This is a genomic window from Paraburkholderia sp. WS6 (assembly GCF_030464835.1).
Lineage (GTDB): Bacteria > Pseudomonadota > Gammaproteobacteria > Burkholderiales > Burkholderiaceae > Paraburkholderia > Paraburkholderia madseniana.
On the sequence record NZ_JALQCK010000033.1, the window covers coordinates 1 to 25,109 of the forward strand.

A 25,109-nucleotide genomic window follows, 5' to 3' on the forward strand; every position below is an offset into this window, starting at 1 on the left:
TAGACCACTAACAATGCAAGGAAAGGCACGAAAGCCAGAACAAGGAAAGGCCAAAACCCCAGGCACACAGACAAACAAGCGCCGCGCAGGCAAAACAAAAAAACCGCCACGAAGGCAAAAAACCTCAGCCAGATGCGCTAACCTACCTCTCCCGGCGAAGCCGCCCAAACAGGCTCAAAAAAAATGCCATCCCCGAAACCCGGCAAAATCCGAATCGGCATAGGCGGCTGGACCTACGCCCCTTGGCGAGGCACGTTTTACCCGTCGGATCTGACACAAAGCCGCGAGCTCCAACACGCGAGCCAAAATCTCACATCGATAGAAATCAACGGCACCTTCTACGGCTTGCAAAAACCTTCAAGCTACGAAAAGTGGTATCAGGAAACCCCCGAAGATTTCGTCTTCTCGCTCAAAGCCCCCCGCTACGCAACAAACCGAAAAGTCCTGGCGGACGCCAACGAAACCATCGAACGCTTCTTCGCCAGCGGCGTGCTACTGCTAAAACAGAAGCTAGGCCCGATCAACTGGCAATTCGCCACTACCAAAAAGTTCGACCCGGAAGACTTCGAAGCCTTCCTGAAACTGCTGCCCGCGAGCATCGAAGGGCAAAAACTGAGGCACGCCATCGAAGTCCGTAACGACACCTTCAAGACCCCCGAATTCATCGCGCTAGCCAGAAAGTACAAAGTCGCCATCGTGCTGGCAGCCGACAGCGACTACCCGCAAATCGCCGACATCACCGCGCCATTCGTCTACGCCCGCATCATGGGTACAAGCGACAAGGAAGCCAAAGGCTATTCGACCAAGGCCCTCGACGCCTGGGTCGAACGCGCCCGCCAACTCGCTGCAGGCACAACGCCGGACGACCTGGAAACATCCGCCGCGGCCCCCGCAAAAACCGCGGCACACGACGTCTACCTCTACGTCATCAGCGGCTTCAAGGAACGCAATCCGGCCGCCGCCATGGCGCTGATCAAACGCCTCGAATGACGGTCATCCGGCCCGCACGCGCGAGTGTCATAATCCCGGCAGCGAATCAACGCACCGACACTCAGCCGCTCAGGCGGTGAGGCCACCCCAACATCCAAGGTCCGGGAGACTATTTTGAGCGCCATCGACAATCCTTTGCACGATCAGGAAGTCGGCTCGGCCGACGCCACCCAGGACACCACGCGCATCGACGACGTTCGCATCGGTGCGGTACGTCCGCTGATTTCCCCTGCCTTGCTGCAGGACGAATTGCCTGTGCCGCCGTCGGTGCAGACGCTCGTCGAGAAAACCCGCGCGGAAATCGCCGATATTCTGCACGGCCGTGACGACCGGCTCGTGATGATCGTCGGCCCGTGTTCGATTCACGACCACGACCAGGCCATCGAATACGCCCGCAAGCTCAAGGTCGCAGCGCAGACCTACAAGGACGATCTGCTGATCGTCATGCGGGTGTACTTCGAAAAGCCGCGCACAACGGTAGGCTGGAAAGGCTATATCAACGACCCGCGTCTCGATGGCAGCTTCCGTATCAACGAGGGGCTGCGTCTCGCACGGCAACTGCTGCTCGACATCAACGGTCTCGGCTTGCCCACGGCCACCGAATTTCTCGACTTGCTCAGCCCGCAATACATCGCGGATCTGGTCGCGTGGGGTGCGATCGGCGCGCGCACGACGGAGAGCCAGAGTCATCGGCAGCTTGCGTCGGGACTGAGCTGCCCGATCGGCTTCAAGAACGGCACGGATGGTGGCGTGCAGATCGCCGCGGACGCGATCGTTGCGGCGCACGCAAGCCATGCGTTCATGGGTATGACCAAGATGGGTATGGCCGCGATCTTCGAGACGCGTGGCAATGACGACGCGCACGTGATCTTGCGCGGTGGCAAGAAAGGTCCGAATTACGACAGCGCGTCCGTCGACGCAACTTGCGCAGTGCTCAAATCGGCAGGCCTGCGCGAGCAGGTCATGATCGACTGCTCACATGCGAACTCAGGCAAATCGCATTTGCGTCAACTGGAGGTGGTGGAGGATCTGGCGCAGCAACTCTCGCAGCGCGAGCGCCGCATTCTCGGCGTCATGCTCGAAAGTCATCTGGAAGAAGGTCGTCAGGATCTGAAGACCGGTGTGCCGCTGCGTTACGGCGTATCGATTACGGACGCCTGCGTGAGCTGGGCGCAAACCGAACCGGCGCTCGAGACGCTGGCCGAAGCGACCCGGAAACGACGCGCGGGCTGAATCCGCCGACGCGGCCTGCACGATCTCGCGCATCCAGTAACCGTCCGATGACCATCACGATGAGCATCAATAAAGGCTGGAACGCGAGCGTGCACGACGCAAACCTGAAGCAAACAACAGCAACATAAGCACCACACGCGCCGCACCAACCACCGATATAACACCCTCACCGGTGTTGGGCAGCGCGTGTTTCCTCACGCCCGATGCATCGGGCACCGCGCACTAAAACAGCGCGCGTGGATGCTCCAGCGCGAGGCGCGTTGCATTACGACGCGTTGACGGCTTCCTTGAATGCCTTGCCGGCGGTGAACTTCACCGTCTTGGCTGCGGCGATCTGGATTTCTGCACCGGTCGACGGATTGCGACCCACGCGTGCTGCGCGCGCGCCGGTCGAGAAAGAACCGAAACCGACCAGTTGCACCGTATCGCCACCCACCACGGCTTTGGTCACCGCTTCGACGATAGCGTCGATGGTTTGGCCGGTGGCCGCTTTGCTTTCGCCCGTCGCTGCGGCGACTGCATCAATCAGTTCCTGTTTGTTCATAGCACTTCCCGTATGGTAATCATGGAACCGGCGCCACATCTGTTGCGCCGGGACCGACACACTAACGCATAGGCGCGTATTCGCGCAAACCTTGGATGTAAGCCTTGTATCGCCCGCCCAGCGGCAATTTGACGTTTTTTTGTCCCAAAGTGCTATAAGAATCGCGCGCTTACGCATTTCTCCCGCTTTACGGCTCTCCGCGGCGTATCACAATCCGTTGCAATTTCAGTGATTTAGCGGCGGCAAATCGGCTGCCACCATGGTTTTTTACGATGTTATGGGGGATCGCAAAGATTCGCGATTCAGCACCGCGCCACGCTCAGCAATAAAAATCCGGGAAGAATAAAACAATGAAAATTCGCCATATTGCAACATGCCTGGCGCTCGCCGCCTGGTCTTGTGCGACCGCGGCAGCCGGCGATTTCGCCTGCGTGATGCGGGTCGGCGCGGCGCTGTAGCGCGAAAAATCACGCAAGACTCGCCAGCGGAACAGCCTGCGCCGCTGAAAAACAAGGACGTCATACAACATCTCTACGCCGCGAACCGGCGGACCTCGCGCAGGCTGACGCGGCACAAATGACTCATCGCCGACGATCTCCCAGGGCGTATTTACCGCTCGTTCAACACGCATGATTTTTTTCCACTGAGAATTCTCTCAAGGTCTCACCGACGTTGCCGATATACAAAGCTGCGTGTGCAGCGCAAACGTTACAAGGACGGGCATGGTTCGGTTAGCCAGATTGAGGGAAGCGCTATCGGTCGCGGAAGGCGACCCGGAACTCGTGCGCTCGCAACTCCAGGCATTCGGCCACCAGATACCGCTGCTTTATTTCATCCTGATCGTCAACACGATGGCGGTGGCCGTCACGCATCTGGGATCGGCGCCGGCCTGGTTGTCCATCTACTTCCCCGCGGCGCTCTGCGTGCTGTGCATCATCCGTTGCGTGCGCTGGTGGCGCGTCCGGCACCGGGTTCTGACGCACGACAAGGCCGTGCCCGAACTACGCAAGCTGATCTGGCTCGCGGGCATCTTCGCCGTCGCCTTCAGCACCTGGTCGCTCCTGCTGTTTCCGTACGGCTCCGCCTATGAGCAGGCCCAGGTCGCGTTTTATATGGCGACGACCCTGGTCGGCTGCGTGTTCTGCCTGATGCATCTGCGGGCGGCCGCCCTGCTTCTGCTATCGATCGTCATCCTGATCTTTTCGACGTTCATGGTCTCCACGCGCTCTCCTGTCTTCATCGCGATGGCCATCGACATGACGCTGGTCGGCGTCGCACTCGCCTTCATCATCGAGCTGTATTACCGGACGTTTGCCGGCGTGGTGCACGCGCAGCGCGAATTGCAGGTGAGCCAGCAGAAAACGCAAAAGCTCAGCGACGATAACTTCAGGCTCGCAAGCATCGATAGCCTGACCGACCTGCCCAACCGGCGCAGTTTCTTTGCGTCGCTGCGCGCGCTATCGGAACAGACGCCCGCCGCCGGTGGCGGATTCAATGTCGGCTTGATCGATCTCGACGGCTTCAAACAGGTCAACGATATCTACGGACATGCCAGCGGCGACCTCGTGCTGCAGGAAGTCGGTGTGCGCTTGCTGACGCTCGCGGAACCGGGCATCTTCTTCGCGCGCCTGGGCGGCGACGAATTCGGCGTGCTGGCCCAACACAAACTGCCGAACGAGACGCTCGTCGAGTTGGGAGAGCGCATCTGCGAAGCGCTCGGCCAGCCCTATCGGGTGGCCGGCAACGTCGCCGAACTGACGGGAACGATCGGCTGGGCCGCGTTTCCTGAAGCGGGTACGACAGTCCAGCAGGTTTTCGAACGCGCCGACGCCGCCTTGTACGTCGGCAAGGAAAGCCGTCGCGGCACACCGGTGATTTTCTCGACGGAACATGAGACGCGGATCCGGCGCTCAAGTCTCGTCGCCCAGGAACTCCGCCATGCGGACCTGGAGTCCGAACTGTTCCTCGAGTTTCAACCGATCTACGATGTGCTCACGCAACGCACCATCGGCATGGAGGCGCTCGGGCGATGGCACAACGCGCGGCTAGGCGCAGTGAGGCCAGAGGAATTCATTCGGATTGCCGAGCGTACCGACCTGATTCTGCGCGTCACTGAGGTGCTGCTGCGCAAAGCGCTCGATGAAGCATCGCGCTGGCCATCCGATCTCTATCTGTCGTTCAATCTCTCCGCGATCGATATTTCGACTTCGCCGCGCGCTCGCCGCCTGGTCGATATCGTGCTGGCGAGCGGCGTGCCCGCGCATCACGTCAACTTCGAGATCACGGAAACCGCGGTCACGCGCGATTTCGAGCAGGCCCACTGCTCGCTGACGATGATCAAGCAAGCCGGCTGCCGTGTCTCGCTCGACGATTTCGGCACCGGTTATTCGAGCCTCAGCTACGTGCATCGCCTGCCCTTCGATACGATCAAGATCGACCGCAGCTTCATGACCGACGTGGATTCCAATAGCGCGTCGAAGAAGATCGTCAAGTCGGTGCTCGATCTGTGCAGAAACCTCGGACTTGAATGCATCGTGGAAGGACTCGAGACGTCGTCGCAAGCCGACGTCGTCAAGGCGCTGGGCGCTCGCGCGCTGCAGGGCTATCTGTTCGGCAGGCCGATGCGGGCAAGCGCCGTCCCGGCCTATTTGCAGACCATGCTCGGGCAGAGTGACGTCGTCGAGACGTAGATGCTCACCTCCCCTGCCTCGTGCGAATCAGCACGACAGGCGCACCGCACACCTGCATGAAACCGCGCGACTAACGCGGCACAGTGTCGTACTCCAACTCCGGATACCAGTCGCTGCCGCGGCCGCCGGGTGTCATGTCGAGCACCGTCCAGATCGGCATCACATCGGGTGCGCCGCGCGGATCCTGACCCGGGTCCGCTGTCGACGGTCCCATCTCCTCGGCCCAGAAATGCCGCACCGTACCGCCCGAACGCGTGAACACGTTGAAGGCGGGATTGTCGCCGCCATCCGGAACTTCAGCGGCGTAGTCGCGGTTGAAAGTGTTGCCGCCCGACGAATACAGCCGCAGGTGCCGCCAGCCGCGCTCTTTCTTGAAGGCCACCAGCTTGTCGATCGGCGAGCGGCCGATCACCGCAAAGGCCACGCGTTGCAATATGTCGGGCATTTCGCCGTCGTAAGCGCTCAGGAGCGAAGTGCACATCGAACAGGGGCGCTCGCGCTGCGGGCCGAACATCCAGTTGTAGGTGACGAGGGTGTCATGCGCGCCGAACATTTCCGACAGCGTCACCGGGCCCGTCTCGCCCTCGAACAGATAGTCCTGCGGCACGATACCGCCAGGCGGCAGTGCGCGGCGCAGCGCGGCCACGCGTTCGATATGGCGGCGCAATTCGATTTCCTCGGCCAGCAGGTCGTTGCGCGCGCTGCGATATTCCGCGCTCTCGCCCGGAAAGCGAGCGGGCGATTCGGCCAGCTGCCGGGCCGGCTTCAACGTTTGTGCAGATGGGTCTACGTCATTCATCAGCCACCTCCTGTTGCGGTAACAAGGATTAAGGGCGCGATAGCGGCACGGCATGACATGACGCTGCCGCGAGCGCATCTTTTGCCCTTATATAGCCACGACGAACGGCATGCCGGCGAATCGACAACGTCGGCGAAATATTTTGCTGGCCTGTCCGCGGCGGTAATCGAAACCTCATTGCAAGGTATCCTTTCCCGAAACAGCATGCGCGCGCCGGCGCACTTTTGCACCGTCACGGCGCCCGCCGCGCCGCCTTTGAGGATGCCCCATGCCGCTTCGTCTGCCACCCCTGCCCGCGCTTCGTTTTTTCGAAGCGGCCGGCAGGCATCAGAGTTTCAAGCTCGCCGCCGCGGAGTTGAACGTCACGCCGAGCGCGATTAGCCACGGTATCGTCGGCCTCGAACAATCGCTCGGCGTCGAACTGTTCGTACGCGAGCCGCGTGGAATTTCGCTGACGACGGCAGGCGCCGACTATCTGTCGTACGTATCCGAAGCGTTTTCGTTGATCGCGATCGGCACGCAACGCCTGCCGAACCACCGTGCGAATCGCCCGATCGCGCTGAGTTGCGCGCCCACGCTCGCCTCGCGCTGGCTCTTGCCGCGCCTCGCCGCCTTTCGTGCGCGCTGGCCGGATGCGAACGTCACCGTCGATACCTCGCACCGTCAGGTCGGCTTTCCCGTCGACGGTTTCGATTTCGCCATTCGCCTGAGCCGCGCCCCGGTCGCGGGGACCGCGTGGACGCGTCTGTTCGGCGAACGCCTCGTGCCGGTGTGCAGCCCGGCGTACGTGAATAACCTGCGCGACGCGCATGGCAACATCGATCTGCGTCACGCGACGTTCATTCACGTGAACTCGGCGAGCGAGGACTGGCAGGCGTGGTTCGACGGGGTCGCCATCGATGGGACCGCCATCGATGGTATCGACCTGAACGACGGGTTGCGCGTCGACACGATACAACTCGCTTTCGAAGCCGCGAGCATGGGTCTCGGCGTCGCGCTCGGCAGACGGCCGCTGGTCGACCGCGATCTAGCAAGCGGTGCGCTCGTCGAGGCCAGTCCACAAACGATCGCCTCCTCCACGGCATATTGGCTGGTGAGCGCGCAAAACACCGATAGCGCGGAGAATCGCCCGGAACTGTCCGACTTCAAACGGTGGCTGCTCAGCGAGGCTGAACCGTTCGCCAATCCGTCCGATGCTGCCGACGCGGAATCGCGCGGCGCCAACCACTAAACCCTGCACGCCCTCTATCTGGTCAGGTGAGCCACACTCACCCGTCGTCAAAATCTTTTCTTTTGCCGCTTCTGACGCTCGCTGCGACCATGGTGTCCAAGGAGATCAGATCCATGTCCACGACAAATAGCAAACGCCTCGCCATCCCGTTGAGTCAGACGACGCTCGTGATCATCGCTGGCGCACTGATTCTGAGCGCCGCCATGGGCATCCGGCAGACCTTCGGCCTCTTCATTGGGCCGTTCTCGTTCGACCGCGGAATGCCCGTCACGCTGATCGCTTTCGCCATCGCGCTGCACAACCTGGTATGGGGTTTCGCGCAACCGTTCGCGGGCGCTGCCGCAGATCGCTATGGCTCGGCGCCGGTAGTCGCGTTCGGCGCGACGACGTTTGCCGCGGGCCTGGGCGTCGCGGCGGTCGCGCCGTCGGGCCCGCTGCTGATTGTCGGTATGGGTTTGCTGGTCGGCATCGGAGTGAGTTGCACGACGTTCGGCGTGGTGTTGCCGGCAGTCGGCCGCATCGCTTCCCCAGAAAAACGCAGCATGGCGATGGGTCTCGTCAGCGCAGGCGGCTCGGCAGGACAGGTGCTGATGATCCCGCTCGTGCAGAGCATTCGACTCAGCTCGGGTATCGCCACCTCGCTCTTCGTGCTGGCCTTCCTGATGCTGCTGATCGCGCCGCTCGGCATGGTGCTCGACCGGCGCGCGAGTGTCGGCATGCAGGTTCAGGAGCCGCCCGCTGCGCCTCTTCGCAAGGTATTCGCTCAGGCGATCCAGCATCGGGGATATCGACTGCTGACGCTCGGCTTCTTCACCTGTGGATTTCAGCTCGCGTTCATCGCCACCCATCTGCCTGAGTATCTGACGCTCTGCCATATGCCGGTTGGGCTGGGTGCCACCGCGCTCGCGCTGATCGGCCTGTTCAATATGGCGGGCAGTTGGGGATGCGGCTGGCTGGGCGGCCGGTTTCGGCAGCACCATGTACTTGGCTGGCTTTACCTCATTCGAAGCGTGACGATCGGCGCCTTCTTTCTGCTGCCGAAGACCTCCGCTTCGGTCGTGATCTTCGCGGCGGTGATGGGGCTAACCTGGCTCGGGACCGTACCGCTGACGAGCGGACTCGTGGCGAAAGTCTTCGGCACGCGGCACCTCGGCAGCCTCTTTGGCGTCTGCTTTCTGAGCCACCAGATCGGCTCGTTTCTCGGCGCATGGCTAGGCGGCCTGGTGTTCGATCTGACCGGGTCGTATTCGCTACTGTGGGAAGCCACGGTCGTCGCAGGACTCATCGCCGCGATGCTGCACTTCCCGATCGACGACAAGGCCGTCAGCACGCCCGCAATCCGGTCAGAGCCGGCGGCTGCGTGAGGGTTCGGGTGCGAGCAAGCGTGAGCACGTATCCGCACACACCGCGAGTCCGCTACTCGCGGCCCCGATGCTATTTTCGCGGCGCGTCCGCCGCCGCTTTCGGCACACGCCCCATCAGATAGAACTCGTCGTTCGGGCGCATTGAAATGACGTTGGCCATCCGGTTCGACAAACCGAAAAATGCGGTGATGGCCGCGATATCCCACACGTCTTCATCCGAAAAGCCGTGCTTACCGAGCGTCTGAAAATCGGCATCGTCGACCGTGCCGGATTCACGGCAAACCTTCAGCGCAAAGTCGAGCATCGCCTTCTGGCGCTCCGTGATATCCGCCTTGCGATGGTTGACTGCCACCTGATCCGCAAGCAACGGCGCCTTTTCGTAAATGCGCAGAATCGCCCCGTGCGCGACCACGCAATACAGGCACTGATTCACCGCGCTCGTCGCGACGACGATCATCTCGCGCTCGCCTTTGGTGAGGCCACCCTCTTTCAGCATCAACGCGTCGTGGTACGCAAAAAACGCGCGGAATTCATCCGGCCGGTGCGCCAGCGTCAGGAATACGTTCGGAACAAAACCGGCTTTCTCCTGCACTTTGAGGATGCGGGCGCGGATGTCGTCCGGCCACGCGTCAGGCTCAGGCACGGGATAGCGGCTGATCGGCTGAAGGTTTGCCATGTTGTGTCTCCGTTGTATCTGTATGTGCACGACGATTGTAGCGAACTTCGACTCGCTGCCGTCCCGGTCAATCTGGCGCTTTGCTCCGCGTTGAGCAGCGGCAGGGACAGGCTCCACAGAGGCACCGCAGCACGGTCAATCGCTCCATTCCCTTAATTTTTTTCAGGTACTCAGCCCGCCCCGCAGCGCCATTTCACCAACCTGTGCTTAAATCCGAAGTTCGTGCTGCTGCGTTCGTGCCACCGGCCAGCTGAACGAGCCATGCAGCGGGCCGCTGTCCGGCAAGAACAGGCCCTGCACGACGTGTTCGCAACGCACGCCGGCCAGGTACGGGCTGTTCCAGATCCCTTCATCGCATCAACAGGAGCGTGGTTGTGTGGCATTTTCCGGTTGCTATTCCACCCTCGCTGGGCGTGTGGGCCGTGTTCATGAGCGTGCTCGTCACGCAACTCGGCTTGCCGATTCCGGCGGCGCCGATGCTGATCCTCGGCGGAACGATGGCCGCCATGGGACAAACCTCTTATGCCAGCGTCATTGGGGCTGCCGTCTGCGCAACACTGCTGGCAGACTCGCTGTGGTTCTTCACTGGACGAACATACGGCCGGCGCTTGCTGAATCAGCTGGTGCGCTTCTCACTCTCGCTCGACACCACCGTCCGTGTCGCACGCAATACCTATGAACGGTACGGCGCGCCGATTTTGACTGTCGCCAAATTTCTGCCGGGACTCGGCCTGATCTCGGCGCCGCTGCTCGGCACCACGCCAATCAACGTCGGCGTGTTTCTGCTGTGGGATTTTGTCGGTGCGATGCTGTGGGCCAGCGTGTGGGTGATCGGCGGCGCGGCGCTTGACGATCAGATCGTGCAGCTCGTGCTGCTCGTGCGCCATCACGGCGGCACGATTTTCGACGCGTTCGCGGCGATCTTCCTTGCCGTGCTCCTCTATCGCTACGTGCGCCGCTGGCAGTTCCGCCGCTGGCTCGCGCATATACGCATCTCGCCGGACCAGCTCGACGAACTGATGAAGTCCAATGAGCCGCCGCTGATCCTCGATGCCCGGCCGCACAGCATCCGCGCGAAAGAATCGCACCGGATCGCGGGCGCGCAGTTGCTGGACCTCGATTCGCCCGAGCCCCTGCATCCCGACTTACTGAAGCGGCCGATTGTCGTCTACTGCGTCTGTCCTAACGAAGCGACGGCCAAGCGCATCGTCAATCAACTGCATCGAAAGAATATCCATCACGTCCGCGCGCTCAAGGGCGGCCTCGACGCATGGGAAAAACGCGGTTATCCAGTCGAGCCGCTGCCGCCCGACTTCGAGACGGCGATGGCCCATATGGCGGACGACGAGGGTAACGAGGGCGAATACACCGTGCGGGCGCGGTTGGCGAAGTGACGACGGGCGCTTGAACCCACCCCACCGAACACAATGGGGCGGCATTAAAAACCGCTTGCGCATCATCTTCAATGTGTGCACTATGCATATATGCACGTTGCACACATTGAGGTACCGCTATGACGCAGCGCACAGAAAACCTGCTTGGCGTGCTCGCCCTGCTGGTCACGGACGAGATGAACGCGCAGCCTACCGTGGCCGCGCTCGCGGGCCCCACTGCCCGTGCCATGCTCAACGCGGTCGGTCAATATCCCGATTCATCCATTGAAGTATTGCGCGAGGCGGTCGATCTTTCGCATCCGGCCGCGGTCCGCGCCGTTGCGGGTCTGGTGGACGCGGGCCTCGTCGAAAAGAAATCCGGCACGGATAGACGTTCCGTCGCGCTTGCCTTGACCGCTTCCGGCAAGCGTGAAGCCAAACGCCTGCAAACGGCACGTGACCAGATGCTCCAACGCATCGTCGGGCAGCTCGACGAGCACGAACGTGAGGTGTTCGAAAGCCTGCTGATCAAGATCCTGTGGAACGAGACCCGCGATCCGGCGCACGCCATGCAACTGTGCCGCCTTTGCGACGACGGCCCCTGCCTGAAAGCCGGCTGCCCGGTCGAATGCCGCGAACAGGGTCTGCCCATGCCCGCGCGGAGCGGCACATGAATGCCGCCGCGCCGGTGCGCTGGCCGGCGATCGCCGCGCTGACCGCGGTCTCGGCGCTCTCGCAGATCGGCCAGTTCGGCATCGGCTTCATGGTGCTGCCGGTGTGGCTGGCGCAGCGTGGCCTCGACGCACCGCGCGCCGGCCTCTTCTCCGCTTCGCAATGGACCGGCATGCTGGCCGGCTTGTTGATCGCGCCGTGGCTGGTGGAGCGGATCGGTGCGAAGCGCACGGTATCGCTCGGTCTCGCCGCCACAGTGGTTGCGTTCGCAACGATGAACGCGCTGTGGTGGCCGTTATGGCTCGTGCCTGGCTTGTTGACCGGACTCGGCATCGGTTTGCGCTGGATCGCCAATGAAACGTGGCTCTATCGGCTTGTGCCGGCCGAATCCAGCGGACGTGTAGTGGGCGTGCACGAAGCGCTGATTGCCACCGCCGGCGTCATCGGCCCGGCGTTCGCGGTGTGGTGCGCAGTCGACGGACGGATTACGTTCGCGACTGGCGCAGCCTTCACGTTTGTGGCGGCCCTTCCCCTGTGGCTGACTGCGTCGGACGACAAGCACCCTGTTGTCAAACCAGCACGGCCTGCGCGAGCGGACAGCGCCGCGAAAAGCGCCCCGGTCGTCCCTATCGGCCCTATCGCCCCAATGGTCAGCCTCGGCATGGTGGTCGTCGCGGCAGGCGGCATCGGCGATGGCGCGCTCTACGGGCTCTTCCCGCTCTTTGCCGACGCCCACGGTCTCAGCACCACACAGACGGCCACGCTACTCACGTTATTCGGTGTCGGCGGCATGGCGCTGCAATTTCCGGTCGGCTGGTTCGCCGATCGCGCGGGCCTGGCGGCCACGGTGATCGTCTGCGCCGCGCTCAGCACGCTGGCGATCTGCGGGTTCGCGCTCGCCGCGCCCGCCTCATGGCTCGCCGGCGCGAGCGCCTTGCTGCTCGGCGGCATGAACAGCGCGTACATCACACTCGGCATGGTCGCGGCGGCATGCAGCGACAAAGCCGCGCTTACGCGCAACATGCGGCTGGTGTCGCTCACCTTTACCGCGAGTTCGATCGTGGGGCCGCTCATTGCCGGTTTCGCCATGAAAGCACGCGGCAGCGACATGCTGTTGTGGCAACTGGCGATCATGAGCGGCGCGCTTGTTGTCTACACGCTCGGCTTGCGCGAAGGCCGGCGTCAGCCCGATCGATCGTCGTCGATGGGCTGAGCCTGGATTGCGCTTCAAGACGATTGAACGTGCCTAGCGTTCAGCGACCTTCTTCTGCCGCCAAAGACACAACAGATCGCACGCAATATGCGCGGCGGCAATCGCCGTGATCTCGCTCTGGTCATAAGCGGGCGCCACTTCCACCACATCCGCGCCCACCAGGTTCAACGCACCCAGTCCGCGCACGATGGCCAGCCCCTGTGCCGACGACAAACCGCCCGCCACCGGCGTACCCGTGCCCGGCGCGAACGCCGGATCGAGACAGTCGATATCGAAGGTCAGATACGCGGGCCGCTGGCCGACAATGGACGTGATCCGCTCCACCGCCGCTCGCGTGCCATGTTCGTGGACCCATGCGGCGTCGAGGATATTGATCCCCATGAAGTCGTCGTTCCAGGTGCGAATGCCGACCTGCACCGAAGTCTTCGGATCGATCAAGCCGTCTTTCACCGCTTTGTAGAACATCGAGCCGTGATTCAGGCTGTCCGGGCTATCGTCGGCCCAGGTATCGCAGTGGGCGTCGAAATGGATCAGCGAGAGCGGCTTGCCGTACTTCTCCGCATGCGCGATCAGCAGCGGATACGTAATGTAGTGATCGCCGCCGAGCGTCAGCATCTTCGCGTCCGAACGCAGAATCGTGCGCGCATGCTCGACGATCGATTCCTTGATCGTCATGGGATTGTGCGCGTCGAACCAGCAGTCGCCGTAGTCCGTCACGGCGAGATCGTCGAACGGATTGAAGCCCCACGGATACGGATGCAGCTCCGACAATTGCACGCTCGCCGCGCGCACCGCCGCCGGGCCAAGACGCGCGCCCGAACGGAACGTGGTGGCGAGATCGAGCGGTACGCCGGAGACCACGACGTCGACGCCGTCGAGTTCACGGGTGTACTTGCGGCGCATGAACGACAACACACCCGCATAGGTGTTTTCGATCGACGAGCCATAAAGCGACGGGCGACGGATCGCGCCGTCGCCATAAACGAGTTCAGTCATGGATGACCTGATACCTGATAAACATGCCGGAGCCGCACGCGGGGCTTCCAGGTAATGCGTGCAACGTCCGGCCTCGGATTCATTGGGAACGCGACGGCGTTTCTTTCAAACGCCGCCGCGCTGGCTTGCGAATCCTTTAGCGCAGCCGAACGAGCGTGGACTTCAGCTCGGTGTACTTCTCCAGCGCGTGCAACGACTTGTCACGGCCGTTGCCCGATTGTTTGTAGCCGCCGAACGGGAAATTCATGTCCCCGCCTTCGTCGTAGCAATTGACCCATACCGTCCCGGCACGCAGCTTGCGCGACACTTCATGCGCGGTGGTGAGGTTCGAAGTCCACACGGCGGCGGCAAGACCATACTCGCTGTCATTAGCGATCCTGATCGCATCTTCAACCGTGTCGAACGTAATCACCGACAACACCGGCCCGAAGATTTCCTCGCGCGCAACCTTCGCGCCGGTCGCCGGGATCTCGAAGATGGTCGGTTCGATATAGAAGCCGCCGGTCTCCTGCTTGACGCGCGAACCACCCAGCAGCAGCTTCGCTTCGGCGCGGCCCGCTTCGATATAACCGAGCACGCGTTCGAGTTGCACGTTATCGACAATCGCGCCCATCGAGGTTTGCGGGTCGAGCGGATTGCCCGGCGTATAGCTGCGCGCGGCGGCGATCAGCTTGTCGAGGAACACGTCCTTGATGTCTTTGTGCACGAGCAGGCGCGAACCTGCGGTGCACATTTCGCCCATGTTGTAGAAAATCGCGCCAGCCGCTGCGTTTGCCGCGCGGTCGAGGTCGGGGCAATCGGGCATCACGATGTTCGGCGACTTGCCGCCGAGTTCGAGCCACACGCGTTTCAGGTTCGATTGACCGGCGTATTGCATGATCAGCTTGCCGACGTTGGTCGAGCCGGTGAAGGCGAGACAGTCCACGTCCTGATGCAGCGCCAGCAGCTTGCCCGGTTCGCCCGCGCCGGGCACCACGTTGAACACGCCGGCAGGGATGCCGGCGTCCAACGCGAGTTGAGCGAGGCGAATCGCGGTAAGCGGCGACTTCTCCGAAGGCTTGAGCACGACGCTGTTACCCGCGGCGAGCGCCGGGCCGAACTTCCACGACGCCATCAGAATCGGGAAATTCCACGGCACAACAGCCGCTACGACGCCGATCGGCTCGCGCGTGACGAGCCCCACCAGATGATGATCGGCCGGCGCGACTTCGCCGCCGACCTTGTCGATGGCTTCAGCGAACCACTCGACGCAATAGGCGGCGCCCGGCACGTCCACCGAGGTGGTGTCGGCGATCGGCTTGCCTGCGTCCAGCGTTTCGAGCAGCGCGAGTTCGTCCATATGTTCACGGATCGACGCGGCCCAGCGCAGGAGGATCGCCTTGCGCTTGCGCGGATTGAGGCCCGACCACACGCCGGAATCGAACGCGCGGCGCGCGGCTGCCACGGCGGCGTCGACATCCGTCGCCCCGCTGTCAGCCACTTTGGCAAGCAGCTTGCCGTCGATCGGGCTCAGGCAGTCGAACGTGCGGCCGCCTGCGGCGTCACGGTACTCGCCGTCGATAAACGCACGGCCTTCGATCGAAAGCGTAGAGGCTTTGTCTTGCCAGAAAGCGAGAGATTTCTTGTCCATCAGGATGCCTCATTGTTATGCGCTCGACGCACGCCGGCTCCGACTTCGAGCGGCCTGGAACTGCGTCGCGGCGCGTTGGCGCGGAGTCTTTAGAACGTGGGCGGCGAATTGGCCGACACGATCTCGCAGAGATGCTCCGCGCTGGGATTGCGAAAACGATGCGGTAGACGGCTTTCGAAGTAATAGCTGTCACCGGGGTCGAGCAGCCACGTGACGCCGTCGACCGTCAGTTCGATCTGACCGCTGACCACCACCCCGCCCTCGTGCCCCTCGTGCTCCAGCATTTCCGGCCCGGTATCCGAGAGCGGCTGATAGACCTCGCGCAGAATGCCCATATTGCGGTCTTTCACACTGGAGCCGGCGAGATAGAACTCGATCGACTCATTGCCGAGATTCGGCATGTCGGCGCGGCGCGACACGACCGAGCGTTCCACCTCGACTTCAAAAGTGAAGAACTCGGCGAGACTCATTGGTATGCATTCAAGCAGTTTCTTCAGTGACCCCACCGACGGACTTACGCGGTTCTGCTCGATCAGCGAGATCGTGCCGTTGGTGACCCCCGCCCGTTTCGCCAGCTCACGCTGGGACAGACCATTCTTCTTACGGATGTACTGCAGGCGGGTCGCAACTTCTATGGACATCGCTAGGTTCTCTGACATGGGAGACGATCGGGCGCGTGGGCTCGGGCAATGTGTGCCCGCGAGTGTTGAATATTCTAATCACTTTAATCGTTGCGCCGCTGGGGAAAACCCTGAAAGGATTCCGAAATATGATTTGCGCAACGAATGTTCCCGCTGACCGGGATTCCGCGGACACCCTCGGGAAAGCCCTGATAAATCTTTTATAAAAATGATTTGACGGCATTATTGGCTCGTATACGATGGTTCTCAGGCGATCGTCATGCCGACGTCACGAAACACGAACATGTGTTTTTGACGCAGCGAACCTGGTTCGCAACGGTCAGAGACGGTCATCCCAGCGTCATGTTTCTTTAAACGCCCTGTGCGTTTTTCGAGCAAGCGTTCAATACTTTCAACGTCGCTAGTCGAGTGTAATCGTGAGAGTCCGAGGCCCTTTGGTGAGATGGAATCGAAGTCAGGCGAGTTGTCCTCGCGCTGACGGCGCCATCGCCGACGGCAGCAACGGCAGCCTTGCGTTCCGCCGCTTTCTGTCCGTCTTCACGATCCTGTCCCGCCGTTCAGTTCGACGTCACAACTCCATCTCCGCGCGCGCCTTCATTGCTGTGCGCACGGACGAAGTCGCCTCGCTGCTGCCGTAGCGCCTCCCCCTTTTCCGTCGTTCGATTCGTCCGTTTGCGTGAGCGCGCTCTCTCGAGCCATGCGTTCGTGCGTGTGCGGTGCCGTCTGCCGCGCAGCGCCTCATGCGGATCAGATCAGTTGCGCACCGCAACGGACCGAATCGAACGGCACATCTAATTATCACGCGCGGCGCGTCCCGCTGACGACGACCGCCTGCACTACCCGGTGGCCTGACGCCTTGCGTCCGGCTGCGGAATGTTGCCGCGCCGTGTTTAACGTTGTTCATGCCGCGTCCCGCGGGGAACATACACGTCTATCTGATATGCGAAACAAACCCCTCGTCGGCATCAGCGCCGACAGAACGATGATGGGAGTCCACCCGTCGCACGTCACCGGCGAGAAGTACATCGCCGCGATCGTGGACGGCTCGCAGGCACTGGCCATGTTGCTGCCGGCGCTCGGCGAGCGTCAGTCCACCGAGGACGTGCTGGCTACTGTCGACGGCTTACTGTTCACCGGCAGCTATTCGAATGTCGAGCCGCACCGCTACGGCGGCCATCCCAGCGCGCCGGGCACGCTGCACGACGCCGCACGCGATGCGACGACGCTGCCGCTGCTGCGCGCCGCGATCGCCGCAGGCGTGCCGGTGCTGGCGGTATGCCGGGGCTTTCAGGAAATGAACGTGGTGTTCGGCGGGACGTTGCATCAAAGCGTTCACGCGGTGGCCGGGTTGAACGACCATCGCGAGAACAAGGAAGACGACCTCGACGTGCAATACGCACCGTCGCATTCGATCACGCTGACGCAGGGCGGCTTGTTGCAGCGCCTCGCGGGCGGCACGAATGAAGCGCGTGTGAATTCATTGCACGGTCAGGGCGTCGAGCGGCTGGGCGTGGGTCTGGTGGCAGAAGCCACCGCGCCGGACGGATTGATCGAAGCGGTGAGCGTGAAAGATGCGCGTGCCTTCGCGCTGGGTGTGCAGTGGCACCCGGAATGGAAGCATGCCAACGACGCGCTTTCCACCGCGATCTTCCGCGCCTTCGGCGAAGCCTGCCGCGATCGAATGCGCACCAAGGCCGGCTATGGCGCGGCATCCGCCGCTGCCACGCATGCCTGAGCCGGTCGCGCACCAAAACTGAGAGAATAACCATGCATGAAATCGACGACTTCCTGAAGAAGAACCGCGTCACCGAAATCGAAGCGATCATTCCGGATATGGCCGGGATCGCACGCGGCAAGATCATTCCGCGCAGCAAGTTCGAATCCGGCGAATCCATGCGCTTGCCGCAGGCGGTGATGATCCAGACCGTCACAGGGGACTATCCGGAAGACGGCACGCTCACCGGCGTCACCGACCCGGACATGGTCTGCGTTCCCGACGCCAGCACCATCCGCATGATTCCGTGGGCCGTCGATCCGACCGCCCAGGTGATCCACGATTGCGTTCACTTCGACGGCACGCCCGTCGCCATCTCGCCGCGCCGTGTGCTGCGCCGCGTGCTCGAACTGTATAAGGCCAAAGGCTGGAAGCCGGTTATCGCGCCCGAGCTCGAGTTCTACCTGGTCGACATGAACAAGGACCCGGACCTGCCGCTGCAACCGCCGATCGGCCGTACGGGCCGTCCGGAGACCGGCCGTCAGGCGTACTCGATCGAAGCCGTGAACGAATTCGATCCGCTGTTCGAAGACATCTATGAATACTGCGAAGTGCAGGAACTGGAAGTCGATACGCTGATTCACGAAGTCGGCGCCGCGCAGATGGAAATCAACTTCATGCACGGCGATCCGCTGAAACTCGCCGACAGCGTGTTCCTGTTCAAGCGCACGGTGCGTGAAGCCGCGCTGCGTCACAAGATGTACGCGACTTTCATGGCCAAGCCGATGGAAGGCGAACCGGGCTCGGCAATGCACATGCACCAGAGCCTCGTTGACGAAGAAACCGGCCACAACCTGTTCACCGGTCCGGACGGCAAGCCCACGTCGCTTTTCACGGGCTATATCGCAGGCCTGCAGAAATACACGCCGGCACTGATGCCGATTTTCGCGCCGTACATCAACTCGTATCGCCGCCTGTCGCGCTTCATGGCTGCGCCGATCAACGTGGCATGGGGTTACGACAACCGCACGGTGGGTTTCCGGATTCCGCATTCGGGCCCGGCTGCGCGCCGCATCGAAAACCGCATTCCGGGCGTGGACTGCAATCCGTATCTCGCGATCGCAGCAACGCTGGCTGCCGGGTATCTTGGCATGACGCAAAATCTGGAACCGACCGAGCCGCTGCTCAGCGACGGTTACGAGCTGCCCTACCAGTTGCCGCGCAATCTGGAAGAGGGGCTGACGCTGATGGGCGCGTGCGAACCGATGGCCGAGATTCTCGGCGAAAAATTCGTCAAGGCCTACCTCGCACTGAAAGAAACCGAATACGAAGCGTTTTTCCGCGTGATCAGTTCGTGGGAACGCCGGCATTTGCTGCTGCACGTCTAAGGCCCTTGCTAACGACGTCACCCGCAAACGCAAAAAAATTGGAGGCAGTATGAGCTACAGAACAGAAGAAGTCGCTTACGTGCAGACGGCCCAACCCGCGGCCAGCGTACAAGCCGCACAACAGCAACGCAGCACCGCCGAATACCGCGCGCTCGACGCCGCGCACCACATCCATCCGTTTTCGGATATGGGTTCGCTCAATCGCAGCGGCAGCCGCGTAATCGTCAAGGCACAGGGCGTGTACCTGTGGGATTCAGACGACAACAAGATCATCGACGGCATGGCCGGTTTGTGGTGCGTGAACGTCGGTTATGGCCGTAAGGAACTGGCTGACGCAGCGTACCGCCAGATGCAGGAACTGCCCTTCTACAACACCTTCTTCAAGACGACGCACCCGCCGGTGATCGAACTGTCGGCCTTGCTCGCGGAGCTGGCGCCGGAACCGTTCAACCACTTCTTCTATTGCAACAGCGGCTCGGAAGGCAACGACACCGTGCTGCGCATCGTTCACCAATACTGGGCGACGCAAGGCAAGCACTCGAAGAAGTTCGTCATCTCGCGCAAAAACGGCTATCACGGTTCGACAATCGCGGGCGGTACGCTGGGCGGCATGGGCTACATGCACGAACAGATGCCCTCGAAGGTCGAGAACATCGTGCATATCGACCAGCCGTATTTCTTCGGCGAAGCACAAGGCAATCTGACGCCGGAAGAATTCGCTCTGGCCCGCGCGCAGCAACTGGAAGCCAAGATTCTCGAAATCGGCGCGGACAACGTGGCCGCGTTTATCGGTGAGCCTTTCCAGGGCGCGGGCGGCGTGATCTTCCCGGCTTCGACGTACTGGCCGGAAATCCAGCGCATCTGCCGCAAATACGACATCCTGCTGGTCGCCGACGAAGTGATCGGCGGCTTCGGCCGGACCGGCGAATGGTTCGCGCATCAGCACTTCGGTTTCGAGCCGGATCTGATCACGCTGGCCAAGGGCCTGACAAGCGGCTATGTGCCGATGGGCGCAGTCGGCCTGCACGATCGTGTTGCCAAGGCGATCATCGAGAACGGCGACTTCAATCACGGCCTCACGTACTCCGGTCACCCGGTGGCCGCGGCCGTGGCGATCGCCAATCTGAAGCTGCTGCGCGATGAGAAGATCGTCGAGCGCGTCAAGACCGACACGGGTCCGTACTTCCAGAAAAAGTTGCGCGACACCTTCGCCAATCACCCGATCATCGGCGAAATCTCCGGTGCGGGTCTGGTGGCCGGTCTGCAACTCGCAGAAGACCCGAAAGCGCGCAAGCGCTTCGCCAATGGCGGTGAAGTCGGCACGATCTGCCGTGACTTCTGCTTCAACGGCAACCTGATCATGCGCGCCACCGGCGACCGGATGCTGCTCTCGCCGCCGCTCGTGATCAACAAGCTGGAAATCGACGAGATCGTTTCGAAGGCGAAAAAAGCCGTCGACGCGACCGCACAACAACTCGGAATTTCGTAACGGCAGTTCGTTCCGGCATGGGCACACCCACGATACGCGCTCATGCCGGTTCTTCACATCAAGGGAAAAAACCATGAGCGTTTGTCATCTTCGTCATGCGGTCGCGGGGGCCGCGCTTCTCGCCTTCACGGGTTTTGCGGCGTTGTCGGTTACGCCGGCCCTTGCGGCCGACACGGAACTGAATGTGTACAACTGGTCGGATTACATCGCGAAGGACACGATTCCGAACTTCGAGAAGCTGGACGGCATTCACGTCAAATACGACAACTACGATAGCGACGATACGTTGCAGGCCAAACTGCTCGCGGGCAGCTCCGGTTACGATATCGTGGTGCCGACGTCGAACTACATGGCCAAGCAGATTCAGGCCGGCGTGTATCAGAAGCTCGACAAGTCAAAGCTGCCGAACCTGTCGAACCTCGACCCTGTGCTGATGAAGATGATCTCCGATGCCGATCCGGGCAACCAGTACGGTGTGCCCTGGGCCTACGGTACTGACGGCATCGGCTACAACGTGCAAGCCGTGCAGAAGGCGCTCGGTGCCAATGCGCCGGTGGATAGCTGGGCACTCGTGTTCGATCCGGCCAATCTGTCGAAGCTGAAAGGCTGCGGCGTGTCGTTCCTCGATCAGGCAGTCGACGTGTTCGCCGCCACCTTGCAATACATGCATAAGGATCCGAACAGCACGAACCCCGCCGATTATCAGGCCGCGTTCGAAGTGCTGAAGAAAGTCCGCCCGTATATCACCCAATTCAATTCGTCGGGTTACATCAACGACCTCGCAAACAACGACATCTGCGTCGCGGTGGCATGGTCCGGCGACGTCGGCATCGCCAGCCGCCGCACCGCAGAAGCCAAGCGTTCGTATCAGGTGAAATTCTCGAACGTCAAGGAAGGCGGTTTGCTGTGGTTCGACGTGATGGTGATCCCGAAAGACGCACCGCATCCCGAAGCCGCGCTGAAGTGGATCAACTACATCGAAGATCCGAAGGTCAACGCAGCGATTACCAATGAAGTGTTCTACCCGACCGCGAACAAGGCCGCGCGCCAGTTCGTCATTCCGGGTGTCGCACAGGACACGACCGTTTATCCGGGCGACGAAGTGCTGAGCAAAATGACACTGATGAAACCGATGCCCACCGACATTCTGCGCCTTGAAAATCGACTTTGGGCGCAGCTTAAAACCGGCCATTGATTTAAGCCAAACTAAAAATATCGATCCCGCGCTCAGGGATCGCTCGAACCCTGAGCGCATGAATGGCAGTAACGGTAGTCAGCCTGCGTGCTATTAGCGTCCCACTGGCGCGCAGTCCCATGTTTTCCGATCGCAGCGCATCTTGCGAGCCGCTTCCCGCGACTCGTATGGAGACACTTGCGCTCGCGATCCGCAAGGAATGGTTACATCATGAACTCGACGACATCACATAGCGTAGCCGGCGCCACCCAGATGGCCCGCCCCGCCCCGACGACAAAATCGAAATCGGACGAATTCGTTCGCATCGAAAATGTCGTGAAGAAATTCGGCGACAGCACCGCTGTCGACAACGTCAACCTGAGCATTGCGAAGAACGAATTGTTCGCGCTGCTCGGCAGCTCCGGCTGCGGCAAGTCCACGCTCCTGCGCATGCTCGCAGGGCTCGAGTCGGTCACGTCCGGCCGCATTTTCGTCGACGGCGAAGACCTTGCCGCGATGCCGCCGTACAAGCGGCCGGTCAACATGATGTTCCAGTCGTATGCGCTGTTCCCGCACATGAGCGTCGAAGCGAATATCGCCTTCGGCCTCAAGCAGGAAGGCACGCCGAAGAACGAGATCAAGGAGCGTGTTGCCGACGCGCTGCATCTCGTGCAGATGAGCAAATACGCGCAACGCAAGCCGCACCAGTTGTCCGGCGGACAGCAGCAGCGTGTGGCGCTGGCCCGCTCGCTCGTCAAGCGCCCCAAGCTGCTGCTGCTCGACGAGCCGATGTCGGCGCTCGACAAGAAGATCCGTCAGAAGACCCAGCTCGAACTGGTGAACATCATCGAGAAGGTCGATGTGACCTGCGTGATGGTGACGCACGATCAGGAAGAAGCCATGACGATGGCCGGGCGCCTCGCCGTGATGAGCGAAGGCCGCATCGTGCAGATCGGCTCGCCCAGCCAGGTGTATGAGTTTCCGAATAGCCGCTTCTCGGCAGAGTTCATCGGCTCGACCAACCTGTTCGAAGGCACCGTGGTCGCGGATGAGCCGGACCATATCTTCGTGGAAAGCGAAGACCTCGAATCGCGCATCTACGTGAGCCACGGCATTACCGGCCCGCTCGGCATGCCGGTGGGCATCTCCGTGCGCCCGGAACGCGTGAAGGTCTCGCTCGACAAGCCCTCGACGCCGCACAACTGGGCGCGCGGCGTGGTCTCGGACGTCGCGTACATGGGCAGCTATTCGCTGTATCACGTGCGCCTGCCGAGCGGTAAGACGGTCGTGTCGAATCTCTCCAGCTCGCACCTGATGAGCGAAGGTGCGCCGTCCTATAACGACGACGTGTTCGTCTACTGGTCGCCGGCTAGCGGCGTGGTGCTGACGCAATGAGCAATCCCACTACCTCCTCCCCCGCGGTGCTGGGCGCGCCGTCCGGCAGCCGTCTGCTCGGCTCGCTGAAAAAACGCCTCTCGATACTGGTGCCGTCGGGCCGTACGACCGTGATCGGCGTGCCGTTCATGTGGCTCTTCGTGTTCTTCGCGTTGCCGTTCGTGCTGGTGCTGAAAATCAGCTTCGCCGATCTGCGCCTTGGCATTCCGCCGTACACGGATCTCGTGACGGTCAAGGACGGCATGGTGCACTTCGCCATGCAGCTCAGCCATTACGCCTTCCTGCTGCAGGACGATCTGTACGTTGCCACGTACATCAGCTCGCTGAAAATGGCCGGAGTCTCGACCTTCTTCTGCCTGTTGATCGGCTACCCGATTGCGTACTACATCGCCCGCTCGGAACCCACCAAGCGCAACCTGCTGATGATGGGCGTGATGCTGCCGTTCTGGACGTCGTTCCTGATCCGCGTCTATGCATGGATCGGCATTCTGAAGGACGACGGCCTGCTCAATCACACGCTGATGGCCATCGGCATGATCCATTCGCCGTTGCGCCTCTACCACACGGATATTGGCGTCTATATCGGCATGGTTTATTCGTACCTGCCGTTCATGGTGATGCCGCTGTATGCACACCTGGTGAAGATGGATCTGACGCTGCTCGAAGCAGCCTACGACCTCGGTTGCAAACCGTGGACCGCGTTCACGCGCATCACCTTGCCGCTGTCTAAGAACGGCATTATCGCCGGCAGCCTGCTGGTGTTCATTCCGGCGGTCGGCGAGTACGTGATTCCTGAACTGCTGGGCGGCGCCGACACGCTGATGATCGGCCGTGTGATGTGGGATGAATTCTTCAACGATATGGACTGGCCGATGGCGTCCGCTGTCACCGTCGCGATGGTTCTACTGCTGCTCGTGCCGATGGCCGTGTTCCAGTACTACCAGGTCAAGGAACTGGAAGGTGCGAAATGATCAAGCCTAATAGAACGCTTTCCAATAGCGTGCTGACGTTCGGATTTCTGTTTCTGTATATCCCGATCATCAGCCTGGTGGTGTATTCGTTCAACGAGTCGAAGCTCGTCACGGTCTGGTCCGGCTTCTCGCTCAAGTGGTATGGCGCGCTGCTGCAAGACGGGGAACTGCTCAGTGCAGCGTGGTTGTCGCTGAAAATCGGTCTGCTGACCGCGTGTGCATCGGTAGTGATCGGTACGTGGGCAGGCTTCGTGCTGGCCCGGTTCGGTCGCTTTCGCGGCTTCACGCTGTTCGCCGGCATGATCAACGCGCCGCTCGTGATTCCTGAAGTGATTCAGGGCATCTCGCTGCTGTTGCTGTTCGTCGCGCTCGAACAGATGCTCGGCTGGCCGAAGGGCCGTGGCCTCTTCACGATCTGGATCGGCCACGTGATGCTCTGCGTGTCGTACGTGGCGATCATCGTGCAATCACGGGTGAAGGAGCTCAACAAGTCGCTCGAAGAAGCCGCACTCGATCTCGGCGCGACGCCCTTCAAGGTGTTCTTCCTGATCACACTGCCGCTGATCTCGCAGGCCCTGATGTCCGGCTGGCTGCTGTCGTTTACGCTGTCGTTCGACGACCTCGTGCTTTCCGCGTTCCTGTCCGGTCCTGGTTCGACCACGCTGCCGCTCGTCGTGTTCTCGCGTGTACGTCTCGGCCTGAATCCGGAAATGAACGCGCTCGCCACGATCTTCATCACTACGGTGACGATCGGCGTGATCGCCGTCAACCGCTGGATGCAAGTGCGTGAGCGCAAGCGCAACCGCGACATGCAGATGGCTTTCGCACTTGCCGAAGCCGCCGACCCCTTGCCGTCAGCACCACAACAAGCCGCCGTACGGAAGTCGCTCGATACGGCACGCGCATAAGAAGTCCTTTTGCAATAC

At 61.5% G+C, this 25,109-nt stretch carries 21 protein-coding genes; 15 read left to right on the top strand and 6 right to left on the bottom strand.

Annotated features, from left to right (window positions below; translation table 11 throughout):
• The first annotated feature begins 183 nt into the window (after positions 1 to 183).
• Together M0D64_RS30890 and M0D64_RS30895 are read left to right on the top strand one after the other, a co-directional pair.
• A complete protein-coding gene (locus tag M0D64_RS30890) occupies positions 184 to 990 on the top strand; it encodes a DUF72 domain-containing protein (protein ID WP_266260574.1) in 807 nt (268 codons plus the stop codon).
• 114 nt (positions 991 to 1,104) lie between these two features.
• Positions 1,105 to 2,223 carry a 3-deoxy-7-phosphoheptulonate synthase gene (locus M0D64_RS30895; RefSeq protein ID WP_301717698.1) on the top strand — a complete coding sequence of 373 codons (1,119 nt, stop codon included), beginning with the start codon at positions 1,105 to 1,107 and terminating at the stop codon, positions 2,221 to 2,223.
• 265 nt (positions 2,224 to 2,488) lie between these two features.
• Here M0D64_RS30895 and M0D64_RS30900 read toward each other — a convergent pair whose 3' ends face one another.
• Entirely contained in the window at positions 2,489 to 2,767 is a 279-nt protein-coding gene (locus M0D64_RS30900) for an HU family DNA-binding protein (RefSeq protein ID WP_006049832.1), read from the bottom strand.
• Positions 2,768 to 3,489: 722 nt separating this feature from the next.
• Between M0D64_RS30900 and M0D64_RS30905 the strand changes: the two genes are divergently transcribed.
• Positions 3,490 to 5,457 (top strand): bifunctional diguanylate cyclase/phosphodiesterase, encoded by a 1,968-nt coding sequence (locus M0D64_RS30905; RefSeq protein WP_266260575.1) that lies wholly within the window; start codon positions 3,490 to 3,492, stop codon positions 5,455 to 5,457.
• A gap of 70 nt (positions 5,458 to 5,527) precedes the next feature.
• On the opposite strand, the gene M0D64_RS30910 is transcribed toward M0D64_RS30905, so the two are convergent.
• Positions 5,528 to 6,256: a DUF899 family protein gene (locus M0D64_RS30910; RefSeq protein WP_266260576.1), complete on the bottom strand. Its 729-nt coding sequence runs from the start codon at positions 6,254 to 6,256 to the stop codon at positions 5,528 to 5,530.
• A gap of 268 nt (positions 6,257 to 6,524) precedes the next feature.
• Here M0D64_RS30910 and M0D64_RS30915 point away from each other — a divergent pair, with 268 nt between their 5' ends.
• Both M0D64_RS30915 and M0D64_RS30920 read left to right on the top strand, forming a co-directional pair.
• Positions 6,525 to 7,487 carry a LysR substrate-binding domain-containing protein gene (locus M0D64_RS30915; protein ID WP_266260577.1) on the top strand — a complete coding sequence of 321 codons (963 nt, stop codon included), beginning with the start codon at positions 6,525 to 6,527 and terminating at the stop codon, positions 7,485 to 7,487.
• A gap of 113 nt (positions 7,488 to 7,600) precedes the next feature.
• Positions 7,601 to 8,851, top strand: a complete 1,251-nt coding sequence (locus M0D64_RS30920; protein ID WP_266260578.1) for an MFS transporter — start codon at positions 7,601 to 7,603, stop codon at positions 8,849 to 8,851.
• Between the two features lie 70 nt (positions 8,852 to 8,921).
• Here M0D64_RS30920 and M0D64_RS30925 read toward each other — a convergent pair whose 3' ends face one another.
• Positions 8,922 to 9,527 carry a peroxidase-related enzyme gene (locus M0D64_RS30925; protein ID WP_266260579.1) on the bottom strand — a complete coding sequence of 202 codons (606 nt, stop codon included), beginning with the start codon at positions 9,525 to 9,527 and terminating at the stop codon, positions 8,922 to 8,924.
• A 374-nt stretch (positions 9,528 to 9,901) separates the two neighbouring features.
• Here M0D64_RS30925 and M0D64_RS30930 point away from each other — a divergent pair, with 374 nt between their 5' ends.
• From M0D64_RS30930 to M0D64_RS30940, 3 genes are all read left to right on the top strand, one after another.
• Positions 9,902 to 10,921 carry a VTT domain-containing protein gene (locus tag M0D64_RS30930; protein ID WP_266260580.1) on the top strand — a complete coding sequence of 340 codons (1,020 nt, stop codon included), beginning with the start codon at positions 9,902 to 9,904 and terminating at the stop codon, positions 10,919 to 10,921.
• 119 nt (positions 10,922 to 11,040) lie between these two features.
• On the top strand, positions 11,041 to 11,574 hold the full coding sequence (locus M0D64_RS30935; protein ID WP_266260581.1) for a MarR family winged helix-turn-helix transcriptional regulator: 534 nt from the start codon (positions 11,041 to 11,043) through the stop codon (positions 11,572 to 11,574).
• The gene (locus M0D64_RS30940) at positions 11,571 to 12,785 is read left to right on the top strand and encodes an MFS transporter (protein ID WP_266260583.1); all 1,215 of its coding nucleotides are present in this window, start codon (positions 11,571 to 11,573) and stop codon (positions 12,783 to 12,785) included. The genes M0D64_RS30935 and M0D64_RS30940 overlap by 4 nt, the downstream gene beginning before the upstream one ends.
• Before the next feature lie 33 nt (positions 12,786 to 12,818).
• Here M0D64_RS30940 and speB read toward each other — a convergent pair whose 3' ends face one another.
• From speB to M0D64_RS30955, 3 genes are all read right to left on the bottom strand, one after another.
• Complete coding sequence (gene speB / locus M0D64_RS30945; RefSeq protein ID WP_266260584.1) at positions 12,819 to 13,781, bottom strand: agmatinase; 963 nt, start codon at positions 13,779 to 13,781, stop codon at positions 12,819 to 12,821.
• A gap of 136 nt (positions 13,782 to 13,917) precedes the next feature.
• Complete coding sequence (locus M0D64_RS30950; protein WP_266260585.1) at positions 13,918 to 15,411, bottom strand: aldehyde dehydrogenase; 1,494 nt, start codon at positions 15,409 to 15,411, stop codon at positions 13,918 to 13,920.
• An 89-nt stretch (positions 15,412 to 15,500) separates the two neighbouring features.
• Positions 15,501 to 16,052: a cupin domain-containing protein gene (locus tag M0D64_RS30955; RefSeq protein ID WP_054042828.1), complete on the bottom strand. Its 552-nt coding sequence runs from the start codon at positions 16,050 to 16,052 to the stop codon at positions 15,501 to 15,503.
• A gap of 940 nt (positions 16,053 to 16,992) precedes the next feature.
• Here M0D64_RS30955 and M0D64_RS30960 point away from each other — a divergent pair.
• The 7 genes from M0D64_RS30960 (at position 16,993) to M0D64_RS30990 (ending at position 25,091) form a co-directional block, all read left to right on the top strand.
• Positions 16,993 to 17,787, top strand: a complete 795-nt coding sequence (locus M0D64_RS30960) for a gamma-glutamyl-gamma-aminobutyrate hydrolase family protein (protein ID WP_200620380.1) — start codon at positions 16,993 to 16,995, stop codon at positions 17,785 to 17,787.
• A 32-nt stretch (positions 17,788 to 17,819) separates the two neighbouring features.
• Complete coding sequence (locus tag M0D64_RS30965; protein ID WP_154565606.1) at positions 17,820 to 19,154, top strand: glutamine synthetase family protein; 1,335 nt, start codon at positions 17,820 to 17,822, stop codon at positions 19,152 to 19,154.
• A gap of 49 nt (positions 19,155 to 19,203) precedes the next feature.
• Complete coding sequence (locus tag M0D64_RS30970; protein ID WP_266240513.1) at positions 19,204 to 20,643, top strand: aspartate aminotransferase family protein; 1,440 nt, start codon at positions 19,204 to 19,206, stop codon at positions 20,641 to 20,643.
• 73 nt (positions 20,644 to 20,716) lie between these two features.
• Positions 20,717 to 21,838: a polyamine ABC transporter substrate-binding protein gene (locus M0D64_RS30975; RefSeq protein ID WP_266260586.1), complete on the top strand. Its 1,122-nt coding sequence runs from the start codon at positions 20,717 to 20,719 to the stop codon at positions 21,836 to 21,838.
• Between the two features lie 252 nt (positions 21,839 to 22,090).
• Positions 22,091 to 23,212, top strand: coding sequence for an ABC transporter ATP-binding protein (locus tag M0D64_RS30980; protein ID WP_154565624.1), 1,122 nt, complete (start codon positions 22,091 to 22,093; stop codon positions 23,210 to 23,212).
• Entirely contained in the window at positions 23,209 to 24,183 is a 975-nt protein-coding gene (locus M0D64_RS30985; RefSeq protein WP_154565609.1) for an ABC transporter permease subunit, read from the top strand. Before M0D64_RS30980 ends, M0D64_RS30985 begins: the two co-directional genes overlap by 4 nt.
• Entirely contained in the window at positions 24,180 to 25,091 is a 912-nt protein-coding gene (locus tag M0D64_RS30990; RefSeq protein ID WP_097396186.1) for an ABC transporter permease subunit, read from the top strand. Before M0D64_RS30985 ends, M0D64_RS30990 begins: the two co-directional genes overlap by 4 nt.
• Positions 25,092 to 25,109: the final 18 nt, after the last annotated feature.